Here is a 26,899-nt window from a genome sequence, read left to right on the forward strand (position 1 = left end):
ATAATTTACTCAATAAAATGAGTAAAATTACTCAACAGAAAGTCATAAGTTTCATTGTATACCATAACATGGCATTTCAGTCCGAAAAAAACATGGATGGGATTAATCCATTGACTGAATGTATTCATTCCATAAACGACCATGGTAGTCAGTAAGCATGTGAAGGTTTTGAAGCCGATGGCCTCTGCCGCCTCGCTCAGATTTACCAGATTGCTTCCCGAGGGTGGTTTCTGAATATTCCCGGATTTCCTGCAAGGAAATCAGTTTGCCGTAACGCTTGGCGATGATGCGAAGGCAGGTGAGGCCGCAGTCTTTGGCGTCGGGTTGCTTACAGAAGGGGAACCTGGTTTTCAACTTTATTAAATTTAAAGTTTAGGTTTTGTGTTTTAAAAAAATAAAACTTCGATAGTTAATAAAAAATCTGTTGAGCGTTAATTTTTGACAACCTGATAAATTTCATACCGAATGAAATCCTCTTCAACATCTGGATCTTTTATTTGAAATAATAATCTATTTCCTGGCAGCCTAATCATCAAGTGACCGTTTTTTGGCATAGGAATATCTCCAGACAGTTGCTTTTTCTGGTCGAACAGAATTAAGCGGTGAAAAGAAGGATCATTATAATGGTGGTAATATGGATTCACGGCCTTTTTCTGCTCATAAATTCCGTAAGGTATTTCTTTGACATAATCTAATATTATTTGTCCTTCATCTAGAAGAAATAATTGATAATGCCTATCCCTGAGAACTTGTAATTCCAATACCTATATCAGCATTCATGGAATTTGTTTTCAGCACTCTAAAAGGAAAGGCCGAAAGATCAAAGGAATGGGTGTAGCCTATCGAGATTGAATCAGTCCTCGTCCCCAAAGTAAACACCCCAAGCCCTCTCCTAAAACAGGCGGGAAGTTAGTGAGGAAGAAAGATGCGGGTTTCATTTTTACTATGGTGGCCGAAGATAGAAAAAAGGCCCCTATAGCGACCCAAACCAATTTAGGGATATTAACACGGATTCTTTTTAACTTGAAGTCAAAGATCGGTCCCCGCTAGGCGTAGTATGCCACTACGCCTTCCTATTCCAGGGAATTTGTAATTCCCATACCTTATAGGTTTTCCTGAAATTTGTTTTTAGCTCTCACCAAGGAAAGGGCGAAAGAGCATAGGGTGTAGCCCATTGAACCATCCCCCAAGCCCCATCCTAAACAGGAGGGAAGTTAGTGGGGTAGAAAGATGAGGGTTTCATTTTTACTAAGAACTTGGAGGCAAAGAGCGGTCTTGGAACAGTATTTGGAGATTTTAGAGGATCACAAGAAAGTTGAATATTATGCAATTACCTATCCTCTCTCTTTATTCGATAGTTTTGGTCACCACCCTCCTGATTATCCCCCCTCCTTCATTAGCCCAAGATGCGATTTCATTATCTCATAGGGACGACTTCAAGATGAACTCCATTTCCGGTGGCAATTTCCGGGACTATATTTCTGAGCACGTTAAAGAATCCGACACTTGGGCCATCTCCTTGCGTAAATTTGGCACCTATCATAACCTTATGCACGAGTGGATGAGTGAGTGGGCACGATACTATAGGGAGGAGGAAGGTATGGATGAACTAGTTCCCGATTTTGAAGAGCGGATATCAGGAGGACAATGGACAAGCCTCAGGGAAGCCATGGAAGAGGCAGAGGAGGAAAAATGGATGGATTTTGTCCAGGTGGTGGAAGTGATGCATGACAGGGTACATCAGGCCATGTTGTATGCAGTGATCTATGATATGGAAAAGTATCAAAGGGACCTTGATATCTCCAAATATGCGGATGATGACCGTATGCCCCATGCCATTGCCACCACATTGCCTTCCCTTAGGAAAAGTGAAAACTGGGAGGGCGTAGTGGAGGATTTTCGCAATAGGGCATGGCATTCAGATAAGAATGGTCCCCATCACCATGCAGCTTGGCAGTTGATGATGGTATTCGAAGAAATGACTCAAGATCTCATTCATTTATGGGCAATTGCCGCTCAAGAGACCTTCACCGATGGAGACTGCTCCCCAGAAGAGGCCTCCCCCAAGGTGGTGGATGAAGGCTGGAGGGAGTATGCCTTAACCGCCCAGGCTTGTACAGATGAACCTTGGAAAGCTTTTGTACATACCACTGTCCTTATGCATGCACGGATCCACCATGTCATGGAAATTCTCCACGCAAAAGAATCCTGATTTTTTGTGACCTCAGTCACAGGTGTTTTATATTTAGTAGGCTATTTTTGTGGAAGAATTGTCTAAAACGCTATGAACTGGAAAAAAGAAATCCGTAGTTGGGCCCTTATGATTGGGGTCTTTGCCCTATTGTATTTTACAGGTCTCATGACCCCTATAATGGGTGGGCTGCAGTCCCTGGTGCTTTCCACCGGATGGATAAAACCCTCCGTCGGCAATTCCGGAAAGGAGAACACGGATTTCGATTTTTCAGGGCAATTTGTGGATGAGCACGGGGACAGGGTAGGGCTTTCCCAACTCAAGGGGCAAACCCTTTTTATCAACCTTTGGGCCACCTGGTGCCCACCCTGTAGAGCGGAAATGCCCCATATCGAGCAACTGTACCAAAAGCTGGGGGATAGGGAAAATATCTCCTTTTTGATGATTGCCCTGGACGATGATTTCGGGAAAAGCACCAAATTTGTTCAGGATAAAGGCTTTAGCTTTCCCGTGGTCCACGCCGCTTATGGGCTAAATCCCTCCTTACATAGCCAGGCCATCCCTACCACATTGGTGGTAAGCCCGGAAGGAAAAATCGTTTTTTACCAAGAAGGAATGAGTAATTTCGACACCAAGGAGTTTAGGGAGTTTTTGACTGGGTTGTGAAATTTCTTTTGACATAAAATTTTTCTCCTTCATTTGTGGATTATTTTATTTTTTTTAATTTCAAGATTGTTTTGAAAAAAAGTAAATTTCAAAACATAAACTGGAACAAATCTAATCTCTGAGGGTTAAGTTTATAATCCTGTTTTATCATACATACTTTATTTCCAAAAACCCAAAATGTGAGACCTCTCCTAGACTATAGCGAGCGTGAGTTGGTGATTTTGCTTCGTCAGGGCGATAGGAAAGCTTTTGATGAACTTTATTCGAGATATATTCACAAACTTCTAGGGTTTGCCTACACATTTTTAACCAATAAAGAGGAGGCAGAAGAAACAGTCCAGGAAATTTTTATCAAAATCTGGGAAAAAAGGAGAAAGTTTAATGAAAACAGAAACTTTAAAGCCTATCTATTTTTATCCGTCAAAAACCACCTATTGAATAAGATTAGGAATGAAAAGAGGAAATGTAGCCTTGAGGCTATCCCAATGGAAAAAATGGTCAATTCCTATACGGCCATAGAACAACTCAGTTTTCAGGAGTTGGAATCCGCTACTTTCAAGCTGATCGAATCCCTGCCAAATATTCAGCAGCAGGTTTTTACTTTAAGGAGAATGGAGGGATTGAGTAATGCTGAAATAGCTACAAAAATGAATTTGTCCAAAAGAACTGTAGAACATCACCTTTATTTGGCGACAAAGGCACTTAAGGAAGTGCTACTGCATAAATCATCTGTTTATTCGTGCTTTTTTATTATTTTATTTTTCTGAATTAGTTTTAGTTTTAAAAATAAACAGTCAAAAAAGGGTTATTCCAATTAAAATTTCAGTAAACGGTTAAGTAAGAATATCCTTATAAGTGTAATGCTTTCAAAAGAGAATTACATTGAAAGAAGACAAACTTATAAGATTTTTAAATGGCCAGGCCTCCGAGGAAGAAAGGATGGAGGTTTACGAATGGCTACAACATCCAGAAGCTGAACGCGAGGTGCAGAGGATTTTCAAGACCCGTTGGGAGGCTAATTCTGAAAAGGAGTTGTATGAGACTAAAGCACAAGAACTCCTCAAAAACATCCATATGCGTGCTTTTCGTCCCAATAAAAAGCAATCCTGGTTTTTTAGTCCTTTAGCCCAGTGGAGCAGGGTGGCCGCGACCTTCCTTTTGGTAGGCTTTTGTTTGTTTTATTTAAGGGAGGGGATTCGCTATCAAAAACCCGAAGTGGCAGAACCGTCCCAGACTTTCAGAACCATAGAGAGGACTGCTTCTGCGGGGGAAAAATTAAAAATCACACTTCCGGACCGTTCTAGGGTGATAGTAAACTCCCTTTCCACCATCAGTTTCCCTTCTAATTTTGGCAAATTCTCCCGGGAGTTGGTATTGGATGGAGAGGCTTTTTTTGAGGTGGAGGAGAATATGGACCTTCCTTTTACAGTGACATCCGGGACTGTGACCACAGTGGCTTTGGGCACTTCTTTCAACATCCTGAATAGGGGGGAGGAAGTCAAAGTTGCGCTTACCCATGGGAAGGTCTTGGTTTCGGACAACGGGATTAAGCTGGAGCTCATACCGGGAGAAATGGCTTCATGGATTGACACAGATGGTAGAGGATTGGTTAAAAGCAGGTTTTCCGAAGAAGAGGTAACCTTATGGAAAGAAGGTAAGATTTCTTTTTCAGGCAAGTCTGTAGAAGATATTTTTGAAAGGCTTTCCCTTTGGTACGGTGTGTCCTTCAATTTTGAGGGCAGGTTGGATTTCCAAAGAAAACTTACCGGAAGGTTCAGTAATGAAAGCCTGGAAGATGTGCTGACAGGCCTTGGCTATACCCTTGATTTCGAATTTAAAATTATAGACAAAGAAGTAACAATAAAACCCCAAATGCCTATGGATCAATAAAATAAAGCAGGGTAAAACTCCCATCGCCAAATGAAACATTTTACCCTGCTGCTTTAAAGAAATCAATTCAATAAAACACTCAAAATTATGAAAAGAAAAATACTATACCTAATAAAGATGGTATCCAAGAACCTATTGTATGGCTTCTTGCTTCAGGGGTTGTTTCTGACTACCCTGATGGCCAGTACTACTGAAGCCCAAGTAAAACCCATAGACCAGACCTTTCTCAGGATGGCGAAGAAGGATTGGACATTGAAGTCAGTCATTCGTGAGCTCGAGGCCCGCACGGATTATGTTTTTGTTTTTCCGGATGACCTGCTGGAGGACGATGTAGCAATCCAATTGGCATCTGGCAGGCAATCTGTCAATGAGATATTAATGCAATTGGCCCAGGGAGCCAGAATTGGGTTCAAACAAGTAAATAATTCGATTTATGTGGGAGGACAAGTACCTAGCCAACTAACTGTCAACGAAGTAGAAGGTGTAGAAGTCTGGCAACAGGTCTCAGGAGTTGTGTTGGATGAAGAAGGAATACCCATTCCAGGTGCAACTATTGTAGTAGAGGGGACTAACCAAGGGACTGCCACTGATATAGATGGTAGATTTGCCATTGATGTTAGTGATGGAGCTACATTAAGAATATCGTTCATTGGATATGTAACTCAAATTATTGAGATCGCTAATCAAACTGAGCTTAGAATCACTTTGGTAGAAGATAGAGCTTCTCTGGATGAGATAGTTGTAATTGGGTATGGTACTCAAAGAAGGGCAGATTTGACAGGTGCAATTTCTTCTGTGGATACCGATGAAATGAGAAAATTATCAGCCAGAAGTGTGGAGGAAATGCTTCAGGGTAGAGCAGCCGGAGTTATGGTTTCCAGAACCCAAGGCAGTCCAGGGTCTGCTTCTTCCATTCATATAAGGGGGGTAGGATCCATAGGGAACACCAATCCATTGTGGATTGTGGATGGTATAAGAATGGATCCAGGAAATCACTTGAATCCAAATGATATCGAGTCCATAGAAATATTGAAAGATGCATCAGCAGCAGCGATTTATGGTGCACAAGCGGCTCATGGTGTTATATTAGTTACCACAAAGCGGGGAAAAAAAGGGGATCAGGTGAGTATTAATTTCAGCACATCTGTGGGACAGAGAAGTGCGGTAGATTTACCGCAAATGTTGAACAGGGAACAATTTATAGATGTTTCTACCCGTGCTAGAGCCGCCGCTGGACAAGCCCCTGAGCCGGAGTGGCTCAGTATGCCCTATGATACGGATTGGGTAGGTGAAGTATTTGCAGGAAGTGGTATTGAGCAGGTTCATAACATTGAAATTTCCGGAGGTGGGGAAAATTCAAATTTTTATGTAGCAGGCGGATATGAGAGGGAAGATGGAATAATGATAAATAATTCCTTCGAGAGGTATTCGGTAAGGGCCAACTCTGATTTTTTGATTGGAAAGAGGCTAACCATAGGGCAAACTTTATATGCCTCCAGGTCTATAGAAAACCCTACAGCGGAAGGTGGGAGAGATTTAGAAAGCGTATTTAGGGGAGTCCCAATGCACCCTGTTCGGACTGAAAGTAATCCTTTTGGAGGCTGGGGGATCGGTCCTTTGTATTTTAATGCACCAAACCCAGTGGCCTCACAGTGGCAAAACATAAGGAACAATACAAGAAATAGATTGAACGGAAATGTTTATGCAGATTTAGAAATCATTGAGGGACTCAACATCAGAGCTACTTTTGGGGCAAATATTATGAGTGGTAGGGATGAACAGTTTCAAGAGGCCTTCAATTATGGGACATTAAATAATCCAATAAACATGCTGAGAATGGCTAGTTTGGAAAATAATGATTACACTACGAATGTGGTAGCTACCTATCAGAAAAAAATGGGAGACCACAGCTTTTCGGTGATGGCTGGATATGAGGCGTTTACCATAGAGTCAGTTGATTTTTCGGTTAGTGCTCAAGATTTTCCTGTTCAAAACTCGAGAAGCTTCGCCCTTGCTACAGGTGCCATAGATATTCCAAACAGGAATACGATAGGTGTAAGAAGATTGCTATCCCAATTTGGAAGGATTACTTACAACTACAAAGATAAGTATCTCTTTACTGCAAATTTGAGAAGGGATGGTAGTTCTCGATTTGGGCCTATCAACAGATTTGGTGTTTTTCCATCCCTCTCCGGTGGTTATAATTTAGGTAATGAGGAGTTTATGAAGCAGATATCCGCAATTTCTAGCCTAAAAATAAGGGGTAGTTGGGGGGTATTGGGCTCTGATAATTTACAGGACTTTTTATTTAGCAGAACATACTGGAATACGAGGTCCACCTATGTGTTTGATTCACCTGGGGTTACGGGTGGCACGAAGGAGAGAGGATTTTACTTGAGGAGATTCCCGAATGAAGCGGTTAAGTGGGAAGAGGTTAATCAAGTAGATATTGGTATAGATGTCGGGTTATTCGATGAAAAATTAACATTCACAGCGGATTATTATGTGAAAAACACTAAGGATATGCTAATGCAAGTTCAGTTACCACTATCCGTGGGCATTAGTGCAGAAAGGGCAAATCCTGAGAGTCCATCTATCAACATAGGCGAGGTTCAAAACCGAGGGCTGGAGTTGATGCTGAACTATGCAGACAATATAGGCGCCTTCAGTTATAACATCAATGCAAATGTCAGTTTTAATCAGAATGAGGTTTTACAACTAAATCAGGACGATTTCATCGTTTCTGGTGGCGGAGGTCCGGCATTTGCAGGATTTAATATTGCCAGAACACAAGTTGGACAACCTATCGGTTCCTTTTTTGGCTGGGAGGTGGATGGTATATTCCAGTCCGACCAAGAAGTTCAAAACTTGAATGAAATGGTAGTAGGGGGTAATTTCCAGGAAACGGGTACTGCTGCCGGGGATTTGAGATATAGGGACATCAACGGCGATGGCAGGATTACCACGGCAGATATGACCTATATAGGTAATCCTTGGCCTAGAATGATATATGGTTTGAATCTATCCGCCAATTATAAAGGTTTTGATATAACGCTCTTTTTACAAGGTGTCCAGGGTGTAGAAATTTTCAATGCCAATAGGGCATATTATAGAGGAATGTACAGCAACTATAACATGACCCAGCATATTTTCGAAGCATGGACACCCGAAGTTCCCACGGAGCACCCTAGGCTGATTTCCACTGATCCAAATGGAAATTTCAGAAAGCCTTCTTCTTATTTCGTAGAGGACGGATCTTATTTGAAAATACGGAATTTTCAATTAGGGTATAATTTCAATCAAGATTTGATTAACCGGATTAACTTGACACGTTTAAGGGTATTTGTGAATGCTCAAAATTTCCTAACGCTTACCCCCTATGAATGGTTAGACCCTGAATTAGCTGGTGGGAATTTAAACAGAGGTATAGATGGGCAAGGACAATACCCACAAACAATGCTTATTTCTGGAGGACTTCAATTTGGATTTTAAATAGAACAAAAATGAAAAAGTATATAAATAAATTTAAATATAATTGCTTCTTGGTATTTGCTTTCCTTTTTCTAAGCTGCGATTCAGATTTCTTGGAGGTAAGTAACCCAAACGAGGTCGATGCTAACGTGTTTTTCAATAGTGTCAGTGATCTAAATCTTTCGCTTACAAGTATTTATTCAGCACTTTCTTCATTTCAATTGTACGGAGAGAGTTACCTTGCTAAAGGTTTGATTGGGCTTTCTAAAGAGTCGGATCAGAGACATATAGGTACTGCACCTTGGAATCAGGTTTATCAAAATCAGGTTACCCCTGAAAACGGTTTTGTAAACGAGTTTTGGAGTTCATGGTATAGAGTCGTGGGCAGGGCAAACGATTTAATCGAGAACGCTGAAAATTTTAAGGAAGCAAGGGAGTTAAATCCTGCTGACAGAGCCCGTGTGGATCAAATGATCGGTGAGGCCTTATTTTTGAGAGGTCTGGCATATTTTCATTTGGTACGGCTTTTTGGAGAGGATACTCCAGTCAATAACCCAAATGCCAGGGGGGTACCAATAATTCTACAAATTGCAACTACCAGGGAAGAGATGGCCGTGGCAAGAGCTTCTGTGGAAGAGGTATATGATCAGATTTTGGCTGATTTCGATAGGGCAAAGGACCTCCTTCCCGAGGTATGGCCCAGTTCTGACAAGGGTAGGGCAAATAAGTTTTCTGCCATAGGGTATATAGGTAAAGTACATGTGTTTAGGGAAAATTGGGAACAAGCAATTGAGAACTTCGAATTGATATATGATTCTGGTCTCTACGAAATGGTTCCCTTCGAAAGATATGATGACTTGTTTAGAGGAGAAGAGCCTTATAGTGAGGAATCATTGTTTGAAATAGGCTATTCCATAGATATGCAAGAAGATACTTGGGCTGGAGGAACCGGATCTAATTTTGCCTTACTTATTTCACCAATAGGGACTGGGTGGAGTAATTTGTTTCCTCATGATGTGAATATTTTAAGGTTTGGTAATGACCCTAGACTTAGGATTAATGCCCTGGAACCCGGGGTGGACGAAGTAGTTGATGGGGCAGGCAATAGAATGGTATTAGGTAGATACGTAGACGATGAAGGTGCTCTCGGTTGGAGTTTTAGGAAATACGTACCATTGGACAATTCAGTATTTGCCACAAATAGAAATCACGGGGCAAATATGCATTTGTTAAGAATGGCAGATATTTATTTGCTTCATGCGGAAGCTTCTTTAGCACTAGGTAATGAAACTGTGGCTGCTGAATACATGAATAAGGTAAGGAGGAGGGCTTACAATAGTGATTTTCATTCTCCGAACCCGGGGGTTGACTACACAAATCTATCGGGTATAGCTCTAAGGGATTCTATAAGAGAAGAGAGGTTTAGGGAGCTATTTATGGAAGGACATAGATGGTTTGATTTACAAAGGTGGAGAATCGCTGCGGAGGAATTGGCAAAATATCCCAGGGTAAGGTCAGGGGCAGTAATATTTGAAGATCCTAGGGGTTATTATTTCCCCATTCCCCAGCTCGAAATGGACGCAAATCCCAATATGGTACAAAGTGATGGTTATTAATACGTAGAATGAAAAAAGGGAAGCAGAAAGAGCGTCTATTCAAAATAATTGCTGTGTGCCTTCCAGTCCTACTTTTCGTGGGGCTGGAAGCAGCACTCAGTTGGGCTGATTTTGGCCGGGATTTGTCCCTCTTTGTGCGAAGTCCTGAGGTTGCCTTTGATATGGTTAATCCCGAGGTTTCCCACAGGTTTTACCTTTCCGAAGAAAATGCAGTCACAGGTACCGGGGATTATCTCAAGAAAGTCAAATCACCGGAGATTTACAGGGTCATGGTCATTGGGGAGTCCACTGCCCTCGGGTTTCCATATAGCCAACATGTAGCCTTTCCAAATAGGCTGAGATATCAACTTCAAATGGCCTATCCGGATAAGGTTATAGAGGTGATTAATTTGTCCTTAACGGGTATAAATTCCTATGCCCTCTATGACTTTGCCAAAGAAGTGGTGGAAAAAGACCCTGATTTAGTGGTTTTATCCATAGGGCATAATGAATATTATGGCGCATTAGGGGTAGGATCTACCAGTAATCTTGGCAATAGCCCCGCCCTTGTAAGGATGGGCATCAAACTCAGAAAGCTCAAAACTGTTCAGTTGCTCGAAGGGATGGCTAAAGCCTTAGGCATCCGTAAAAGGATGGACAAAGAGGACTTACAAGAAAACCTGATGAAAAGAATGGTGGCCAAACAGGAAATCCCTTATGGGTCCAAACTTTTTCGAAAAGGACTGGATCAATTTGAGGCCAACCTGACTTATGCGCTAAAGGTCTTTTCTTCCAATAAAGTACCTGTATATTTTCTCGGCACTATCAGTAATGAAAGAAATCAACCCCCATTTATCAGCAGGGCCGGTATTGAGGCAAACCAGGCCGAAGTCGAACAGAGAATTACCTTACTCAACGATGACTTAACACTCGATCAAAAAGCCAATGAATTAAAAGAAATACTTAGCCTCGATTCTTGTTTTTCTAAAACTCACTTTATGATAGGGGAGTTGGCCTTTGCCATGGGGGAAAATAATAAAGCAAGACACCATTTTCAAAGGGCAAAAGAGCACGATAACCTACGGTTCAGAGCTCCAGAGGCCATCAATCAAATTGCCCAAAAAGTTTGCCTAAAATACGGTGCACGCTTTTTGTCATTAGACGAAGTGTTCCGAAAGGCAAGTCCTGACGGGATCCTGGGTAGGGAGCTGTTTTTGGAACACCTGCACCCCAACCTGGAGGGGCATCAGATCATGGCGAAGGTGCTTTTTACCGAAATTTCCGAAGATCTAATGCCTAACCCACAACTGAAGGAGAAATTGACCAACCTGCTGGATTTTCCAATAAACAAAGTCGATTCAATCTTTGGTGAATACGTGACCATGATGTTACGGGAAAATTGGCCTTTCAACGAACCAATTTCCCTTCCCCAAGAATTCGAAAAATCCATGGAGGAGGCACTGGCGGGAGGATTGGCGGTAAAGCAGATTTCGTGGGATCTGGCCATGGAAAAGCTTTATCGGCATTATCATGAATACGGGGATTATGCTGAGGCCCTAAAGGTAGCGGAATCCGTCGCTAATGCCTATCCGTATAATGCTCCCTTACAGATGAAAGCAGGTCTATTAGCTTTGCGGATAGAAGCCGAAGAAAAAGCGACACTCTATTTTCAAAAAGCAATATACCATTCACCGACAGAGGAAAACTTGAAAAGGATAGTGGAAAGCTATTTGAAGGCAGAAAAATTGGAAGCAGCCTTACCTCACTTGGATGCGTTGATTGCGCAAAGTAGGGATCCAAGGTTTGAAAGCCTTAAGGTTGTAATTTTAGAAACATTGGCTCTAGAAAACAAAGTGGAGGATGAGCCTTTCGAAGCAGATGATTATTCTCGTCTTTCACTAAATTACTTAAAGATTGGCAATTTAGAAAGAGCCAAGGAGTATGTTGATTCCCTGTTAGCGGTTCAGCCTGATAATACTCAGGGGTTACAAATATTAAGCGCTATCAACGAAAGGTTAGAGGCCCGGAGTTCTTAGCAAAAGATGATAGCAATGCACTCAAATTCACCTTACCCATTGATTTTTTTCCTGCTGCTCAGCTACTTGTTTGTATCGGGGTGTCAGTCCAATGCTGAAATTAGAAAAGGTGAAAAGCTCGCTAAAAATCACTGTTCAAGTTGCCATGTTTTTCCTGAACCTTCCCTGCTAAATAGGGCTACCTGGGATAAAAGCGTACTGCCTGAAATGGCCTTGCACTATGGTATTTTCAATCCAGAAAGATCAAGAAAGCCAGAAGAGCTTTCGAATAAGTATTTCACTGAAGAGTTTCCAAAGACTCCTCTTATGGAAAAAAAGGATTGGGAGGCCATTCGTAAATTCTACCTGTATATATCACCTGAGAAATTGAAAACGGTGAAAAGTGAACCGGTACCTCATGACACTCCCTTTGAGGTTATTCCCCTAAAAATGGAAAAAAGCTCTCCACCATCCATTACTGCTGTACTAATGGGAGTAGAAAGCTCCAAGGTATGGTTAGCAGACCAAAATTCAAGACAATTGATGGCGTTTAACGGGTCAGGAAAGCTTCAAAATGTGCTAAAAAGTAGTGGGGCTGTTAGCCAAATTCATATCCGTCATTCCATTGGTGGTATAGAGCAATTAACCTTGGCGAATATTGGATTTTCCATTAAACCCACTGAGGCAAGTGATGGGTTTGTAGAAACCTTGACACTTCAGGGTGATTCCCTGTTGCATAGAGCTTTTGTGAAGGATTGGCTAAAACGTCCTGTATCTTTGATGTACAGCGATTGGACAGGTGACGGAATGGAGGAATTAGCTATTGGGAATTTTGGAAAGAACAATGGTGACTTTACAATTTATTCCCTAAAGCAGGATGATCAGTGGGAAGAATTATTCAAGATTCCAGAACCAGGAACGGTAGCAGTGAGAAGTCACGATTTTTTCGGGAATGGCAAGGAAGACATATTGGTATTGTTTGCACAGGGTAATGAGAGAATAGTATTGCTTGAGAACCACGGAGGAGGTAGTTTTGATAACCATTTACTATTGGAATTTCCTCCAAGTTATGGTTCCACATCCCTGGATATAGTGGATTTTAATGGCGACGGGTTGCCAGATATATTGTATACCTGCGGGGACAATGCCGACCTGTCCCCTATTTTAAAGCCCTATCACGGAATATATGTTTTCCTCAACGAAGGAGGCAATAAGTTTGAAGAGGCTTATTTCTACCCGTTTCCTGGTGCATATAAGGCTATCGCTGGGGACTTTACCGGTAACGGCTTACCTGATATTGCTGCCATCTCTTTTTTTTCGGATTATGCTGATGGTGATCAATCTGGGTTTGTGCTGTTGGAAAACAATGGATTTCCTGATTTCCTGCCTTCTACTCTTCCTATTGGCCACCTGGGCAGATGGATTTGTATGGACGTGGGAGATTTGGACGGTGATGGTACGTTGGATATCGTTTTGGGTAACTATTCCAGGTTTAACGATGGGGTGCCCGTTCGGCCTTCCTGGCAAAAGGGCCCACACGCTTTGATTTTAAAAAATACTATAAAGTGAAACATGAAATTTATACCTGTAAAAGTTAATAAAAAGACGTGCCTAGAAACAGGGGTCTTATTCAGTCTGCTGTTTTTGATAGTGGGATTCTTGGGGGAATGGGCACCCGCTTATAAGGTTTCGGCTGCTGGATTGCTTTTGACCTTGATTTTCCCAAGTTTTTGGAGGCCTTTGGCTTTTCTATGGCTTTCCTTTGGGCAAATGCTTGGGGTACTCACCTCCAATTTGATATTATTCCTGGTTTACTTTTTTCTGGTGTGTCCAATCGCCTGGGCAAGAAAATTAAAAGGTGTGGATACCCTGAAATTAAATCAGTTCAAGAAATCTCCTAAAAGTGTGTTGGAAAAGGTGAGACACCTCTATTCAGATGATGATTTAAAGCGTCAATTCTAAGCGATCATACTATGGAATTTATCAAGGAATTTTGGGAATTTGTGAGAAAGCGGAAAATCTACTGGCTTTTGCCTCTCCTACTGATTTTATTGTTGCTGGGAGGGCTGATGGCCCTGACAGGAGGAAGTGCACTTGCCCCCTTTATATATGCCGTTTTTTAGAAAATGAACGGTAGGACAGTCATATTGGGAATTTCTGCTTTTTACCATGATAGTGCAGCTGCCCTGCTTGTAGACGGAGAGTTGGTTGCAGCAGCACAAGAAGAAAGGTTTAGCCGGATAAAACATGATGCCACTTTCCCGATACAAGCCATTAGGTATGTTCTGGCAGAAGCTGGGTTGACGATTAAAGAACTGAACAAGGTAATTTTTTACGAAAAACCATTCTTAAAATTCGAAAGGCTTTTGGAGACTTATCATGCTTTTGCCCCTTCAGGATTTCCTGGGTTTAGAAGGGCAATGCCTCTTTGGATCAAAGAAAAACTTTTTATGAAAAGAAATCTTAAGGGCTGGATGCAACAAATAGGTGATTTTGACTGCCCGATAGCCTTTAGCCAGCACCATTTATCCCATGCTGCCAGTGCCTTTTACCCCTCTCCTTTTAAGGAGTCCGCTATTTTGGTTGCAGATGGGGTAGGCGAATGGACCACTTTGAGTTTGGCTAGAGGGAGCCATGAAGGCATAGAAATTTTGAGCGAACAGCGCTTTCCGCATTCTTTGGGGTTACTTTATTCCTCCTTAACCTTTTACGCTGGCTTTAGGGTCAACAGCGGCGAATACAAGCTTATGGGACTGGCCCCCTATGCCGATCCAAAAGACCCCGCCGTGAGGAAACTAGTGGATCAGATAAAAACACATCTGATAGACATCAGGGAAGATGGTTCTTTTTTGCTCAACATGAGGTTTTTCAAATTTGCCACTGGTTTGCAAATGACCCACGATAGTAAATGGGAAAAGATTTTTGGGTTTGCGAGAAGGGAGTTTGACAGTGAAATGACCAAAGAGAGTATGCAACTTGCTATGGCTTCTCAACTAGTTTTGGAAGAAGTCATGTTGAAGTTGGTGGATACCCTCAGAAAATTAACAGGTTCGGAAAATCTATGCATGGCTGGAGGAGTAGCACTCAATTGTGTCTGTAATTCAAGCATATTGAAATCCAAAACCTTTAAAAATATTTGGGTCCAGCCGGCCTCGGGAGATGCAGGAGGGGCCTTGGGTGCTGCCTTGGCCGCCTGGCATCTTTCTACTACACAAAACACAGCTTTTCATAAGTCATCAAATTACAAACATACTACTTTCCTCGGCCCATCTTATTCTGATTTACAATGCCAAATAGCCATTAAGAAATTTACCAGCCATTATGCTTTCTACCCGGATTTTGGATTATTATGTCAAAAAGTGGGCGGTTGGCTAAGGGAAGGAAAGGTGGTCGGCTGGTTTCAAGGCAGGATGGAGTTTGGCCCTAGGGCTTTGGGGAATAGAAGTATTTTGGCAGACCCTACTTTTTCGGACATGCAAAGAAAGGTCAATATCATGGTGAAAAAAAGGGAAGGTTTTCGGCCCTTTGCCCCCTGTGTGTTGGAGGAAGAGGCTTGTGATTATTTTGATTGTCCAATGCCAAGCCCTTTTATGCTGTTCACCTATTCCCTTTTGGAGAAATACCGAAACCCCATTAAACCACTGTCAAATTTGGATAAATTATTGGAAGGTGGATTTGATTCTCATTCCTGCTTTCCTGCCATCACCCATGTGGATGATTCCTCCAGGGTACAAACCGTTTCCTCCAGAGAAAATCCAAAATTACATGCTTTATTGAAGACGTATAAGGGAATTTCAGGTCACGGGTTATTACTTAACACCAGTTTTAATCAGAGGGGGGAACCCATTGTCTGTTCACCTGAAGATGCTCTGCGCTGCTTTTTCTCCACGGGTTTAGATGCGCTAGTGTTAGGAAGTTATGTGATTGAGGCGGATAGGAACCCACAGGACAATATCTTAAAAAACAATTTCCCATTAGATTGACCCTTGATCCATAATAACTCAAATCCAATAGTCATGAAGATAGTAAAGAATCTCGCCCTGCTGCATCCCAAACTTGAGCTTTCCCTAAATATACTCTTCCGCTATGTTTATGTTTGTGTCATTTCAGGTTTGATGTGCTTTTGCAGTGGCCATCGGGACAGCCAAAATTCCTCCAGAATCGAAATCCAACCGGATCAGGAGGGACTGGTTACCTCTCAAATTCAATATGCCATTGACTCCTGTGCTAAAGCTGGGGGAGGGGAGGTGGTTTTCCCGGCAGGTAAATACCTGACAGGAGGCCTAAAACTCCGAAGTAATGTACACATGGTGCTTGAGGAGGGTTCCTATTTAGAAGGTAGTGAAAATTACATGGACTATGGAACGGGTAAATGGACTGAAGGACTCATCACAGGAGACAGCCTTACCAATATCGCTATTTTGGGAAAAGGGGTAATTGATGGGGTAAATTGTCGTAATCCCAATGGGGAAGAAGGTTTTCGGGGCCCCCATGCCATAAGGCTGACAAATTGCAGTGACATAAAAATTGAGGATATCACCATAGTCAACAGTGCCAATTGGGCCATCAATTGTAGGTATTGTGATAGAGCAAAAGTAAGGGGTGTGAAGATAAGAGGGGGGCATGATGGCCTCCATACCCGTTTTTGTTCAAATTTTGAGGTTAGTGACTGTGATTTCAGGACGGGTGATGATTGTTTTGCGGGAAACGACAACGAAAATTTTACCATTACAAATTGTAAGGTAAATACCTCTTGTAATGGCTTTCGTTTAGGCTGTCTGAATCTAAAGGTGGAAAGTTGCCAAATTTGGGGGCCGGGCGAATTCAAACACCTCTCGCAAAACAGGAATAATATGTTGGCGGCTTTTGTTCATTTTTCCCCAAAAGACCAAGATCCAAAGAAAAAAAGCGGGAATTGGAAGATTCAGGATGTTACGATTAGTAAAGTTGACAATATCTATCACTATCATCACTCAAAGGGGCTGTGGCAAACGGGCATGCCAGTTACCACAGTAGAATTTGAGGGGCTTCAGGCCACCGATGTCGTCAAAGGGTTTACCGTAAGTGGTGATAAGGAAAGACAATTTAATTTATCCATCAAAAATGCCTCCTTTTCTGCGGAACAAGCATCTGGAAAGTCCTATAAAGGATTTGAGGGGGTAATTCCTCAAACTTCATCATTTTTCAATTTGGAGCAATTTGATAGGGTGATTTTAGAGAATGCCACATTTAAAACATACGATCAGCCTGTGGCCTTTGTGAAGGATGGGAATTTCTTCCAACTTAAAAGTGTAAAATGGGAGAGTTCATTTGAAGGGGATAAATTAATCAAGGACAACATAGATGATTTTCGGGTGGAATAAGTCCGAACCCCCAAATCCCTGAACAAGATATTTTGCTGATAAAGAAGACATGGCTGAGCTGGTACCGGATTTTGAAGATAGGATTTCAGGTGGGGAATGGACTGAGCTCAGGGGAGCCATGGAAGAAGCAGGGGAAAATGAATGGTTGGATTTTGTTCAAGTGGTGGAGGTGATGCACGACTGGATTCATCAGGCCATGCTCTATGCGATAGTCTTTGACAATGAGAATTACTCAAGAGATCTGGATATATCAACCTATGCCGATGAAGACCGTATGCCCCACGAAATCAAGGCCACATTGCCGGGTTTATCGGAAAACGGGTTTTCTGGGGAGGTTGTCCAACACTTTCGAGAAAGAACCTGGCATTCTGAAAAAGACGGGGTCCATCATCATACTGCATGGCAGTTGAGGATGGACTTTGAAGAGATGACCCAAGACCTGACATTCTTATGGGCAACAGCCTCTAGGGAGATTTTTGCTGCGCAGGAATGCTTACCTCTGGAAGGGAAACCCTCCGAAGTGGTCGGAAATTGGAACGAATACGCACTTCGCTCCGAAGCCTGTACGGATGAATCCTGGTCGGCTTTTGTACATACCACAGCATGGATGCAGGCACGAATTCATCTGGTCTTGGAGGTGTTGCTTTCCAAAGACTCTTAACCCTCTTTGGTTTTAGAAATACACATCCAGCTACAAACTCAGGTTTTCCCTTATGCTGAAAACAGTAAATTCCGGGCTAAGAACTAGAAGCTAAAATGGGGGATAATGTTCCTTTGTAGGGTAGTCCTTATTCCTCCTTCGGGGGATTGATCATGATATGTGCCCGGTGGGTGCCGGGATCCATGATCCAGGGCATCCCGGGAGCCTCTGCACTAAGCGGTAGCCCTGTGCTTTCCTGGGTAGCCCAAGGGATATACACCACATAGCGCAGGTAGGTTTTGTCCACCTCCCCACTCTCTGGGCGATAATTTTCCTCGTCCGCAGTGAGCACGTAAAGTGTTGCACCGTCCTTAGGCATTTTCAGCTTGCCGCTCTTGACTTCTTCTTCCCGCAAGTCGAAAATTTCCTGAAAGGACTTGCCCTCTTTTTTAAGTTCCCGGCCCCTTTCCATAAAAACATCCAGGTCCTGGTGGTAACAAGACACGCTAAACCCCTCGTTATTGGGATCATCTGCTATGCATATCATCTCGTTACTCCCTTCACGAAGGGTGACAAAATTTCCTTTGGCATCATACCCATACACTTTTGCTCCTTCTCGTGATTCCTCAGGGGCGGCCAATACCGCGGTTTTGATCTGGGATTCCTTACTAGGGATGTTTTGAGCTTGACTTCCGGGTGTGCAAGCCAGCAAGGTCAGGAAAATGAAAGCTTGGTATAAGTTAGTGTTCATTTCTGCTTAAGGTTGGATGAATTAGCAATATAATCAGTTATCTTGTTTTTACCCAGTAAGATTTGCGCTTTTCTAGCGCCATGCATAGCCTACCTTAATACTTAAGTTTCTGAACACCATCCTGTCCCTTCTCAGACTCGTCCAATGCACAGGGTCCCTGGGGTCGAGCCTTTCCCTCCATGGATCCTCGCTAGGCATGCCTTCGTAGTAATTAGCCACCTGGTGCTTGTACCCCAGACTAAAAGTAAAGGTAGAATTACCGTTACTCCTGAGTCGAAACCCAATGGAAGGTTGGTACATAATTCCCCCTTCAAACCAACTGTGAAGCCCCCAGTCTCCAAGCTCCATACGCTCCAGAATGGTGGATCCATAACCCAGATCAAATCCCCCGTACCAGGAAAACCAGTTTTGGGGATATATAATACCCCTCCAACCCATGCCAATAGGCATAATAGTAATGCCTGGATAGCTATCCAGTCCGATTAAGAACCCCATCTCCTGATGGCGGTCAAACCGCACACCCTGCAAAGTCTGAACGCTGAAATTTCCGCGCTGACCAAATGCATCCTTGCCCATCAGTACCCCGATTTCGGTATGGTGTATATAGGGCAAAGCCTGCCCACTACAAAAAAAGGGGCAGACCAATAAATAAGTCAGTAAGAAAATTTTCATGGTCATGGTTTTCATTGGAATCCAATGGATATACAACTTAATTCCGAAAGCTTGCCGGGATCCTGGTAATCAAACTGGCAAACGCCATCTGGACCTATAACAATAAGTGATTTGGGACCTGGGATAATGTCCACAGACCTGAGGTCTTTGAGGTGTTCCACAGCCTTTAAACTCATCACATCGGCCACGCTGAAACTCTTTAGTCCATGCTTTCCCTCTGCAATATATAGGTGCTCACCTGAGAGGCCCAGCCCATGGGGATTGTCCATGGGGTATGCTTTCAGCAATTTGGGCACGTGGAGATTGGTGATGTCCAAAATGTGAAGCTCATCCACACCAAACCGGCACATCACACCGGACCTTAGGGTTACAAAAGCGTGGGTGTCATTTACCACCACAGGGTCACATGCAGTTACATGCTGATAAGAAGACATTAAGGAAGGATTGGCAGGTGAGGAGGCATCAAAAATGAACATGCCAGTCATGGAACCTATAAATAAATTGTTTTTGTATGGGAAAATGGTTTCTATGCCCCATCCCAATGAAATCTCCTTTAGATAATTGGGATCCACAGGGTTCATCACATCAAAAACCCTCAGTTTATGGTCATCTACGGTATAAAGGTGTCCATTTAATAGCGTGAATCTTGCCATAGAACCACCCTGCCCATAACTCTGAGCTGCTGATGCAGAGGCAGACTGTGCCCCAAAGGCCATCATGTCTGTGCGGAAGGCGGGTCTTCCCCACCAACCCATGTGCATGGTTGGCTCCGTAGAAGTGATCAAGGTATCCTTGAAGGTCATAATCGTGCCGGTTTCTGCATTCGAGTATAGGTTTGGGAACACGTCTTCCTCTCGTTTTACCAGTTGGATTTCCTTTGGGTTGCTGATGTCAAAGGCCAAAAGGTCCACATAGTTGTCGGCATACAGGATATGGTTGTTTATAGCCAAGTCTGCTGTGCCTGGGATATTGATAAAATTCAACGCGGAGGGGGATCTTGGATTGCTGTTGTCCAGAATATGAATCCCCTTGTCCGGCTCACTGATAAAGAGGTAATCCCCATAAATATAGATTTTGCCTGGGCTATCCAGTGGTTTTCCAGGTTCAATAATTATTTCAGCTTCCCTAAAGGTGTTTACCTGTAGCATCACAGGTACCTGAGTTTTATACGTGTAAGTGGTCACTACTTTGTCCTCGCAGGAGCTGAAAACAATCAGCATAAAAATGGCAGCGCCAATCCAGCGCAAACTTTGGGTATATCTTGATTCCATGGCAGATAAGGTTTTGATGAACAGAGAAATAGTGCTGGTACCCAGCTTATAAAAGCAAGACGTAATAGTAAAAAGATGTGCTACAAAAAAACCGAAAGTTTTTTTAAAAAAATCAACCTATATGCTACTCCTCGAATTCTTTTAGGATTTAGTACCTCTAAGAAATAGTGATTTCACTTAAAAATGTCAGAAACTGGAGCCCAAACCATACTACCACATGGGAATAATTCCATTCCATTCCCTAGGTCCCTCCGTCCCAAAATCCGGGAAAAGAACGATCTTCATTTTGAATCCATAATTCATACCCCTCAATGCCCTGCCAGCCGCATAGGGTTTGCCTTCTTGATGCTCCCCTTAAATAAACTTTCGAAGACAAGTCCATACTTCCAAACGATAACAATTCACCCGCTCCCTCCGTCACTAAGTCTTTTCGGTTCTACGTCCCTCCGTCTCCTAAACCAAGATCAAAATAAACCCTCAGAACCAAATCGACCACCCCTTCAAGCGAAAGGATGGTCGGGATGGATTATTTTAAGGCCGGATTATTGTTCCGTCATGTTTTCTAACTGTCCAATTGGAACGGGTATGCATGGGATATTTGGCTGCAAGTTTCTCGTCTATGTCCACACCAAGACCAGGGACTTCGTTCACATACATGTATCCGTCCTTCATGGTGGGAGAGCCTGGGAATATCTCCCTTGACAAATCGGAAATCCTCGCGGCTTCCTGAATGCCAAAATTCCATACCGCAAAATCAATGTGGGCATTAGCAGCATGTCCCACAGGGGATACATCCCCCGGGCCGTGCCAAGCAGTCTTGATGCCATAAAACTCCCCAAGCCGCGCCACCTTCATGGCCGGCGTGATGCCTCCTATTTGGGAAATGTGGATCCGGATATAGTCAAAAAGACGGTTGACCATGGGTTCCTTGAACTCATTGATATTGTTAAAAAGCTCACCCATGGATATGGGCACAGAGGTGATTTTCCGCAATTCCTTAAACCACTCCATTTGTTCCGGGGAAAAAGGATCTTCAATAAAAAATGGACGGTAAGGTTCTGTGCTTTTCACCACATTTATGGCATCAATGGGATCCAGGCGTTCATGAATGTCGTGCAATAGCTCGATTTCCTCCCCACATTGTTCCCTTACCACTTCAAAGAGCTTGGGTACGGAACGAATATACCTTCCTTGATCCATATATTGGTCCGTTTCCCTTCCAAAACCTGCCTTTTTGAAGTCGGGCTCACCGGAAATGCCTGCTCCTCCATAGCCACCCTGCTGAATCCGGATATACTTATAACCCTCCTCCATGTATTTGGTCACATTGTCTGCGGCTTCCTCCGGTGTGTTTCCACTGGCATGGGAATAGCAGGGTATGGCAAATCGGCATTTCCCTCCCAGCAATTGGTAAACGGGCATATTGGCCCTTTTACCTTTGATGTCCCAAAGTGCCTGGTCCAGACCGCTTATGGCATTGTTCAGCACAGGGCCATTTCTCCAATAGGAACTTACAAAGCAGGACTGCCACATATCCTCGATATTGTCCACATCCTTACCCACGCAAAAATCCTGCAGGTATTTTTCCACAGCCGTAATCACGGCAAAAGCTCTTTGGGTGAAGGTGGCGCAGCCCAGCCCATAAAGGCCTGGTTCGGATGTTTCTACCTTGACCACGATAAGGTTGGAGCCGCTGGGAGCGGTACCTATGGCCTTGACGTTGGTGATTTTTAAAGGGGGAAGTCCCCTCATGTAGGAGGGTGTTTCTTTTTCTTCCTTGGCTTGTGCGGTATTTCCAGGGTAAAGTCCCAGCATTCCCGCCATGGAGCTTAGACCGAGTCCTTTAAGCACCTGTCTTCGGGCATTGGTAATTCTGTTTTTCATTTTTGGGTTTGTTAAATGTTAATGGATCAATGTACTATTTATTTGGTCAACAAACCAAAAGAATCAGCATGTAGAAGCAATTCTTTTGACAAATGGCAATTTACTTTGGTTGCAAAAAATGTCCCGCTGTGGAAATCTTTAAGATCAATCAGACTCTTGTACATTCTGGGTCTGTTTTTCGTAGAGCTCGGCATAGGTCCCTTTCAGTGCCAGTAGGGACTCGTGGCTTCCTTTCTCTATCAGTTCCCCATCATCCAAAACAAGGATCACATCGGCCAGCTTTGCAGAGGACACTCTATGAGAAATAATTAGGGAAGTTCTCCCTTTCATTATCTTACTTAAGGCGTTGAGGATGACGTTTTCTGTTTTGGTGTCAACAGCGGAAAGACAATCATCTAGCAACAAAATAGTCGGGGATTTAGCAATGGCCCTTGCGATGCTGACTCGTTGTTTCTGGCCTCCGGAAAGGGTAATGCCCCTCTCCCCAAGTCGGGTCTGGAAGCCTTTTGGGAATTCCAAAATATTCTCGTAAACATCGGCATCTTTTGCTGCCTTGTGGATGATATCAAGGTTCGGATCTTCCGTGCCAAGCCCAAAGCCAATATTATTAGAAATGGTGTCGCTAAACAGGAAAACATCCTGGGGCACATACCCTATTTGTTTTCTCAAATCAGCGATGTCGTAATCCTTTATGTTTTTACCATCTATGAATATATCTCCCCCACTGGGGTCATACATGCGGGTAATTAAATTGGCAATGGTGGATTTGCCCGATCCAGTGGTGCCAATCAAGGCCAGGGACTGTCCCGATTTTACTTCGAAGTTGATGTTTTTGAGGGCTCGAATGCCCGAGTCCGGGTAGGTGAAAGAAAGGTTACTTACTTTGATGTCCCCCTTGATGGATTCTCGGATTTTGGACTCACTTACGATATCGTTTTCCTCATCCAGAAACTCGTTGATTCGTGTTTGCGATGCCGCTGCTCTTTGGATAATACTGGTGACCCAGCCTAGGGAGGTAACTGGCCAGGTGAGCATATTTACATACAGGATAAATTCCGCGATAACCCCATAGCCTATTGCCCCTTCAATGACCTGGTTGCCCCCAACAAAAACCACAATAATGGTACTTAAGCCGATCAGCCCCAAAATCAATGGATAAAAAAGGGATTCTACTTTCGTAAGCCGGATGGATTTCACTTTGTAATCCTCACTTGCTTTTGCAAATTCGTTGACACTGTCTTTTTCCCTGACAAAAGCCTTGATCACCCGGATTCCGGAAAATGCCTCCTGAACAAAGGTGCTGAGTGCCGATAGGCTACGCTGTATCTTTTCGGATCGCTCATTAATCATGTTGTTGACATAATAAATGCTCAGCGACAATATGGGAAGGGGCAGTAAGGACCACAAGGTCAAGGTAACATTGATGGAAAGCATATAGGCAATCACCATGGGAAAAAGCGTGAGCAGGTTGATGCCGTACATAAGGGCAGGACCAAGATACATGCGGACTCTGCTTACGTCTTCCGTGATTCTTGCCATCAGGTCACCTGTGCTGTTTCTTCTGTAAAATTGCAAAGGTAGCTCTTGGTATTTTTGATAGATTTCGTTTTTTAAGTCATACTCTATCAGCCTGGACATGGCGATGATGGTCTGCCTGATAAGAAACAAAAAGAAACCCCTCAGCAAGGCCATGGCCAAGATCAGACTCCCAAATACAAAAATGAAGCTGAGGAAAACTTTTCTTGCCTCCGACTCTAGTGGGGTGCTGTCTAGCAACTGGTAAAAGCTGAAGCTCTCTACCACGTAATCAATAGCTATCCTTACAAGTTGGGCAGGAATTATGACAAAAAAATTCGAAATAATGGTAAAAAGAATGCCTAAGATCAGGTAGGACTTGTATTTGTAGAGGTATTTATTGAGTCGGAATAAAGGCTTCACGAAATTTTAAGCTAAAATTAGTCTATAAAGTTTTATATTATATCAAATGAATCGTTAGTATTGCAGGTGGTAAATATTTAATTTTGCCATTACTATTTACCCTGTCAACTCAAAGATAACACAATCTAAAACACATAGTTCACATGGCATCGATTAAAGCGGCAGAAAAAACCAAAGAACTTTCCATTTACGGACAAATCAGTGGGTTGGGACATGAGCAGTTGGTCATTTGTTACGATGAACCCACAGGCCTTAAGGCCATCATTGGTATTCACAACACCGTATTGGGGCCAGGGCTGGGAGGCACCAGAATGTGGCCCTATTCCAATGAACAGGATGCCATTAAAGACGTGCTTAGGCTATCCAGGGGCATGACTTTCAAAGCAGCCATTTCCGGTTTAAACATTGGTGGAGGAAAGGCGGTATTGATAGGGGATCCGAAGCTTAAAACGGAAGCTTACTTGAGAAGGCTGGGGAGGTTTATTCAAAGCTTAGGAGGCCGATATGTGACCGCTGAAGATGTCAATATGAACACCAGGGACATGGAACTAATCGCTATGGAGACTCCCTATGTGACAGGGCTGCCGGAGATAAAGGGAGGAGGTGGTGATCCTTCGCCGGTGACGGCTTATGGCACCTATCTGGGAATGAAGGCCGCAGCTAAAAAAGCGTATGGAAATGACTCCCTGGAGGGGAAACGTGTAGTGGTCCAGGGTGTGGGGCAGGTGGGATCCTACCTGGTTGGCCATTTGATGAAGGAGAAGGCGCAGGTATTCGTCACAGATATATTCGAAGAAAAGCTATTTGAGGTAGCTAAAAAAACCGGGGCACAGGTGATCGCACCGGATGCGGTATATGGGTTTAATATGGATATTTACTCCCCATGTGCACTTGGGGCTACCCTCAATGAGGAAACCATACCTTTGCTCAAATGTGACATCGTGGCAGGTGGTGCCAACAATCAGTTGGAGGATGAAGAAAGTCATGGTCAGATGTTGTTGGACAGAGGCATTGTATATGCACCGGATTTCTTGATCAATGCAGGTGGGCTGATCAATGTGTACATTGAATTTTTGGGAGGGTATAAAAAAGAAGTAGCACTAGACCGTACTGAAGGAATTTATGCCACCTGTCTAGAGGTACTTCAAACTTCTTCTAAAGAGCAAAGAACCCCGCAGGAAATAGCCATGGAAATGGCTTGGAGCCGTATTGAAAGTATAGCCAAGATAAAGCGTTCTTATGGCAGTTGAGCGGTAGTTTTTCTCGCGATCACTGTATGCTATTTATTAGTTGATGGGAAAGAATTGGCTTTTTCTTTCCCTTTCCATGCGGATAGCATTAACTTTGCGTTCTTTAATGTCAGATAATGTTAAATAGAAGAATCCTTAGAGTAAAAGCTTTTCAAACTTTGTACGCCTTCCAACAATGCAAGGCTTCCAACCAAAACCTAGCGTATGATTGGATAAAGGCGCAATTCCTGCCTGACCTGAACAGCATGGAGGTACAGGATAAGGTAAAGCTAAGGAAAGAAGCAGAGCAGTGCATAAGGTTGTTTGATGCTCAGTTGGAGGGTAATCCTCATGAGGATGGGGAGCATTCTCCGAAAATCAACAACATGGCAAAGGCCGCCTTGGTACAGTTTAAGAAGCAAAATGAAAAGGATTTGGAATTCCTGAGCAACAATATGGTGACTGCCGCAGAGCGCATACCCTCCCTTTATTTGCTGTCAATAGCTATTTTGATCGGGTTTGGGGAGCATTTGGAGAAGGAGCTGGACAAAAGAAAAAAATTGGGGAACAAGGGGAATTCCCTTGCAGGGGAGTCGAATTTGGCAAAGAACAAAGTTCTGGTTTTTTTGAAGGAAAAATCCCCTATAGAACAGGAATTTGTGAGGCATCATGTGTTCAGGGAAGAAATTGCCGATGAAATTAGGCAATGGTTTAGGGAACATGTAAAGTCTCAGGAGGATTATTTAGAATATTCCAAGAACCCATCCCCATCCTGGGAGGACGACATGGAAATTCTACAAACACTTTTGAAAAAAGTGGTTTTCAAGAATGACACCATTCTCAGTTTTTTTCAGGAGAAGGATATAAATTGGTCGGAAAACCGGCCTGTGGTTCGAAGTTTGGCATTAAAAGTGCTAAAAAACCTTGATGGAGAGGGTTTGCCTTCAGAGGAGTTTTTGCCGGAGCTGGCGATAAACTGGGAGGATGACAAGGAATTTTTCCAAAATATATTTAATTTGTCTGTTCGATCCGAAAAGGAATTTAGTGGGCTTATAGCAGAGAAAGCAAAAAACTGGGATATTGAGCGGATTGCCCAAACGGACAAGGTGATATTGACAATGGCCTTGACAGAAATGGTCAACTTCCCAAGTATTCCCGTTAAGGTAACTATTAACGAATTTATAGATATATCAAAAACTTACAGCACCCCAAAGAGTAAACAATTTGTTAATGGGTTGCTGGACGTGTTGGCTAAAGAACTAACCGATTCCGGTAAAATCCGTAAGAGTGGTAGGGGACTGATAGATAACAAATAAAAAATTC

General features: G+C 43.1%; 22 protein-coding genes. 15 read left to right on the top strand and 7 right to left on the bottom strand.

From position 1 onward, the window contains the following. Window positions 1-102: 102 nt before the first annotated feature. On the bottom strand, window positions 103-354 hold the full coding sequence (locus DB520_RS27630) for a cysteine peptidase family C39 domain-containing protein (protein WP_198675258.1): 252 nt from the start codon (window positions 352-354) through the stop codon (window positions 103-105). Window positions 355-431: 77 nt separating this feature from the next. Then, window positions 432-761: a hypothetical protein gene (locus tag DB520_RS06995; RefSeq protein ID WP_114748982.1), complete on the bottom strand. Its 330-nt coding sequence runs from the start codon at window positions 759-761 to the stop codon at window positions 432-434. 563 nt (window positions 762-1,324) lie between these two features. Between DB520_RS06995 and DB520_RS07000 the strand changes: the two genes are divergently transcribed. From DB520_RS07000 to DB520_RS07055, 13 genes are all read left to right on the top strand, one after another. Next, window positions 1,325-2,212 (top strand): hypothetical protein, encoded by an 888-nt coding sequence (locus DB520_RS07000; protein ID WP_114748983.1) that lies wholly within the window; start codon window positions 1,325-1,327, stop codon window positions 2,210-2,212. Between the two features lie 72 nt (window positions 2,213-2,284). Next, window positions 2,285-2,857 carry a TlpA family protein disulfide reductase gene (locus DB520_RS07005; RefSeq protein ID WP_114748984.1) on the top strand — a complete coding sequence of 191 codons (573 nt, stop codon included), beginning with the start codon at window positions 2,285-2,287 and terminating at the stop codon, window positions 2,855-2,857. A gap of 179 nt (window positions 2,858-3,036) precedes the next feature. After that, window positions 3,037-3,624, top strand: coding sequence for an RNA polymerase sigma factor (locus tag DB520_RS07010; protein WP_232834875.1), 588 nt, complete (start codon window positions 3,037-3,039; stop codon window positions 3,622-3,624). Window positions 3,625-3,739: 115 nt separating this feature from the next. After that, the gene (locus tag DB520_RS07015) at window positions 3,740-4,747 is read left to right on the top strand and encodes a FecR domain-containing protein (protein ID WP_114748985.1); all 1,008 of its coding nucleotides are present in this window, start codon (window positions 3,740-3,742) and stop codon (window positions 4,745-4,747) included. Window positions 4,748-4,834: 87 nt separating this feature from the next. Next, a complete protein-coding gene (locus tag DB520_RS07020; protein WP_114748986.1) occupies window positions 4,835-8,239 on the top strand; it encodes a SusC/RagA family TonB-linked outer membrane protein in 3,405 nt (1,134 codons plus the stop codon). Between the two features lie 11 nt (window positions 8,240-8,250). Next, the gene (locus DB520_RS07025; RefSeq protein WP_114748987.1) at window positions 8,251-9,834 is read left to right on the top strand and encodes a RagB/SusD family nutrient uptake outer membrane protein; all 1,584 of its coding nucleotides are present in this window, start codon (window positions 8,251-8,253) and stop codon (window positions 9,832-9,834) included. Window positions 9,835-9,842: 8 nt separating this feature from the next. After that, complete coding sequence (locus DB520_RS07030; RefSeq protein WP_114748988.1) at window positions 9,843-11,849, top strand: hypothetical protein; 2,007 nt, start codon at window positions 9,843-9,845, stop codon at window positions 11,847-11,849. A gap of 15 nt (window positions 11,850-11,864) precedes the next feature. Beyond that, window positions 11,865-13,397: an FG-GAP repeat domain-containing protein gene (locus DB520_RS07035; RefSeq protein WP_198675259.1), complete on the top strand. Its 1,533-nt coding sequence runs from the start codon at window positions 11,865-11,867 to the stop codon at window positions 13,395-13,397. A 3-nt stretch (window positions 13,398-13,400) separates the two neighbouring features. Next, window positions 13,401-13,790: an SxtJ family membrane protein gene (locus DB520_RS07040; RefSeq protein WP_114748990.1), complete on the top strand. Its 390-nt coding sequence runs from the start codon at window positions 13,401-13,403 to the stop codon at window positions 13,788-13,790. Window positions 13,791-13,801: 11 nt separating this feature from the next. Beyond that, entirely contained in the window at window positions 13,802-13,951 is a 150-nt protein-coding gene (locus DB520_RS26975; protein WP_198675260.1) for a DUF5989 family protein, read from the top strand. A 3-nt stretch (window positions 13,952-13,954) separates the two neighbouring features. Then, the gene (locus DB520_RS07045; RefSeq protein ID WP_114748991.1) at window positions 13,955-15,811 is read left to right on the top strand and encodes a carbamoyltransferase family protein; all 1,857 of its coding nucleotides are present in this window, start codon (window positions 13,955-13,957) and stop codon (window positions 15,809-15,811) included. 33 nt (window positions 15,812-15,844) lie between these two features. Beyond that, window positions 15,845-17,191, top strand: coding sequence for a glycoside hydrolase family 28 protein (locus DB520_RS07050; RefSeq protein WP_114748992.1), 1,347 nt, complete (start codon window positions 15,845-15,847; stop codon window positions 17,189-17,191). Between the two features lie 49 nt (window positions 17,192-17,240). After that, on the top strand, window positions 17,241-17,852 hold the full coding sequence (locus DB520_RS07055; protein ID WP_114748993.1) for a hypothetical protein: 612 nt from the start codon (window positions 17,241-17,243) through the stop codon (window positions 17,850-17,852). A gap of 127 nt (window positions 17,853-17,979) precedes the next feature. Here the strand turns inward: DB520_RS07055 and DB520_RS07060 are convergent, their stop codons facing one another. The 5 genes from DB520_RS07060 to DB520_RS07080 all read right to left on the bottom strand — a co-directional run bounded on the left by DB520_RS07060 (window position 17,980) and on the right by DB520_RS07080 (window position 24,347). Beyond that, window positions 17,980-18,582, bottom strand: coding sequence for a hypothetical protein (locus DB520_RS07060; RefSeq protein WP_114748994.1), 603 nt, complete (start codon window positions 18,580-18,582; stop codon window positions 17,980-17,982). A gap of 72 nt (window positions 18,583-18,654) precedes the next feature. Further along, window positions 18,655-19,254: a hypothetical protein gene (locus DB520_RS07065; RefSeq protein ID WP_157971967.1), complete on the bottom strand. Its 600-nt coding sequence runs from the start codon at window positions 19,252-19,254 to the stop codon at window positions 18,655-18,657. 11 nt (window positions 19,255-19,265) lie between these two features. Further along, window positions 19,266-20,525: an LVIVD repeat-containing protein gene (locus DB520_RS07070; protein WP_114748996.1), complete on the bottom strand. Its 1,260-nt coding sequence runs from the start codon at window positions 20,523-20,525 to the stop codon at window positions 19,266-19,268. 531 nt (window positions 20,526-21,056) lie between these two features. Further along, complete coding sequence (locus DB520_RS07075; RefSeq protein ID WP_114748997.1) at window positions 21,057-22,409, bottom strand: enolase C-terminal domain-like protein; 1,353 nt, start codon at window positions 22,407-22,409, stop codon at window positions 21,057-21,059. A 144-nt stretch (window positions 22,410-22,553) separates the two neighbouring features. Beyond that, window positions 22,554-24,347 (bottom strand): ABC transporter ATP-binding protein, encoded by a 1,794-nt coding sequence (locus DB520_RS07080; protein ID WP_114748998.1) that lies wholly within the window; start codon window positions 24,345-24,347, stop codon window positions 22,554-22,556. A 143-nt stretch (window positions 24,348-24,490) separates the two neighbouring features. On the opposite strand from DB520_RS07080, the gene DB520_RS07085 reads away from it, so the two are divergent. Further along, on the top strand, window positions 24,491-25,597 hold the full coding sequence (locus tag DB520_RS07085; RefSeq protein ID WP_114748999.1) for a Glu/Leu/Phe/Val dehydrogenase dimerization domain-containing protein: 1,107 nt from the start codon (window positions 24,491-24,493) through the stop codon (window positions 25,595-25,597). 116 nt (window positions 25,598-25,713) lie between these two features. Beyond that, window positions 25,714-26,892, top strand: a complete 1,179-nt coding sequence (gene nusB, locus DB520_RS07090) for a transcription antitermination factor NusB (protein ID WP_114749000.1) — start codon at window positions 25,714-25,716, stop codon at window positions 26,890-26,892. Window positions 26,893-26,899: the final 7 nt, after the last annotated feature.

Origin of the sequence: Pleomorphovibrio marinus (assembly GCF_003347495.1) — a bacterium.
Lineage (GTDB): Bacteria > Bacteroidota > Bacteroidia > Cytophagales > Cyclobacteriaceae > Pleomorphovibrio > Pleomorphovibrio marinus.

What these genes read in the sequence shown, in the direction of transcription:
- DB520_RS07000 (WP_114748983.1), top strand. Translation starts at nt 1,325, where the DNA reads ATGCAATTACCTATCCTCTCTCTTTATTCGATAGTTTTGGTCACCACC.
- DB520_RS07005 (WP_114748984.1), top strand. Translation starts at nt 2,285, where the DNA reads ATGAACTGGAAAAAAGAAATCCGTAGTTGGGCCCTTATGATTGGGGTC.
- DB520_RS07020 (WP_114748986.1), top strand. Translation starts at nt 4,835, where the DNA reads ATGAAAAGAAAAATACTATACCTAATAAAGATGGTATCCAAGAACCTA.
- DB520_RS07025 (WP_114748987.1), top strand. Translation starts at nt 8,251, where the DNA reads ATGAAAAAGTATATAAATAAATTTAAATATAATTGCTTCTTGGTATTT.
- DB520_RS07030 (WP_114748988.1), top strand. Translation starts at nt 9,843, where the DNA reads ATGAAAAAAGGGAAGCAGAAAGAGCGTCTATTCAAAATAATTGCTGTG.
- DB520_RS07035 (WP_198675259.1), top strand. Translation starts at nt 11,865, where the DNA reads ATGCACTCAAATTCACCTTACCCATTGATTTTTTTCCTGCTGCTCAGC.
- DB520_RS07040 (WP_114748990.1), top strand. Translation starts at nt 13,401, where the DNA reads ATGAAATTTATACCTGTAAAAGTTAATAAAAAGACGTGCCTAGAAACA.
- DB520_RS26975 (WP_198675260.1), top strand. Translation starts at nt 13,802, where the DNA reads ATGGAATTTATCAAGGAATTTTGGGAATTTGTGAGAAAGCGGAAAATC.
- DB520_RS07045 (WP_114748991.1), top strand. Translation starts at nt 13,955, where the DNA reads ATGAACGGTAGGACAGTCATATTGGGAATTTCTGCTTTTTACCATGAT.
- DB520_RS07050 (WP_114748992.1), top strand. Translation starts at nt 15,845, where the DNA reads ATGAAGATAGTAAAGAATCTCGCCCTGCTGCATCCCAAACTTGAGCTT.
- DB520_RS07055 (WP_114748993.1), top strand. Translation starts at nt 17,241, where the DNA reads ATGGCTGAGCTGGTACCGGATTTTGAAGATAGGATTTCAGGTGGGGAA.
- DB520_RS07060 (WP_114748994.1), bottom strand. Translation starts at nt 18,582, where the DNA reads ATGAACACTAACTTATACCAAGCTTTCATTTTCCTGACCTTGCTGGCT.
- DB520_RS07065 (WP_157971967.1), bottom strand. Translation starts at nt 19,254, where the DNA reads ATGAAAATTTTCTTACTGACTTATTTATTGGTCTGCCCCTTTTTTTGT.
- DB520_RS07070 (WP_114748996.1), bottom strand. Translation starts at nt 20,525, where the DNA reads ATGGAATCAAGATATACCCAAAGTTTGCGCTGGATTGGCGCTGCCATT.
- DB520_RS07075 (WP_114748997.1), bottom strand. Translation starts at nt 22,409, where the DNA reads ATGAAAAACAGAATTACCAATGCCCGAAGACAGGTGCTTAAAGGACTC.
- DB520_RS07085 (WP_114748999.1), top strand. Translation starts at nt 24,491, where the DNA reads ATGGCATCGATTAAAGCGGCAGAAAAAACCAAAGAACTTTCCATTTAC.
- nusB (WP_114749000.1), top strand. Translation starts at nt 25,714, where the DNA reads ATGTTAAATAGAAGAATCCTTAGAGTAAAAGCTTTTCAAACTTTGTAC.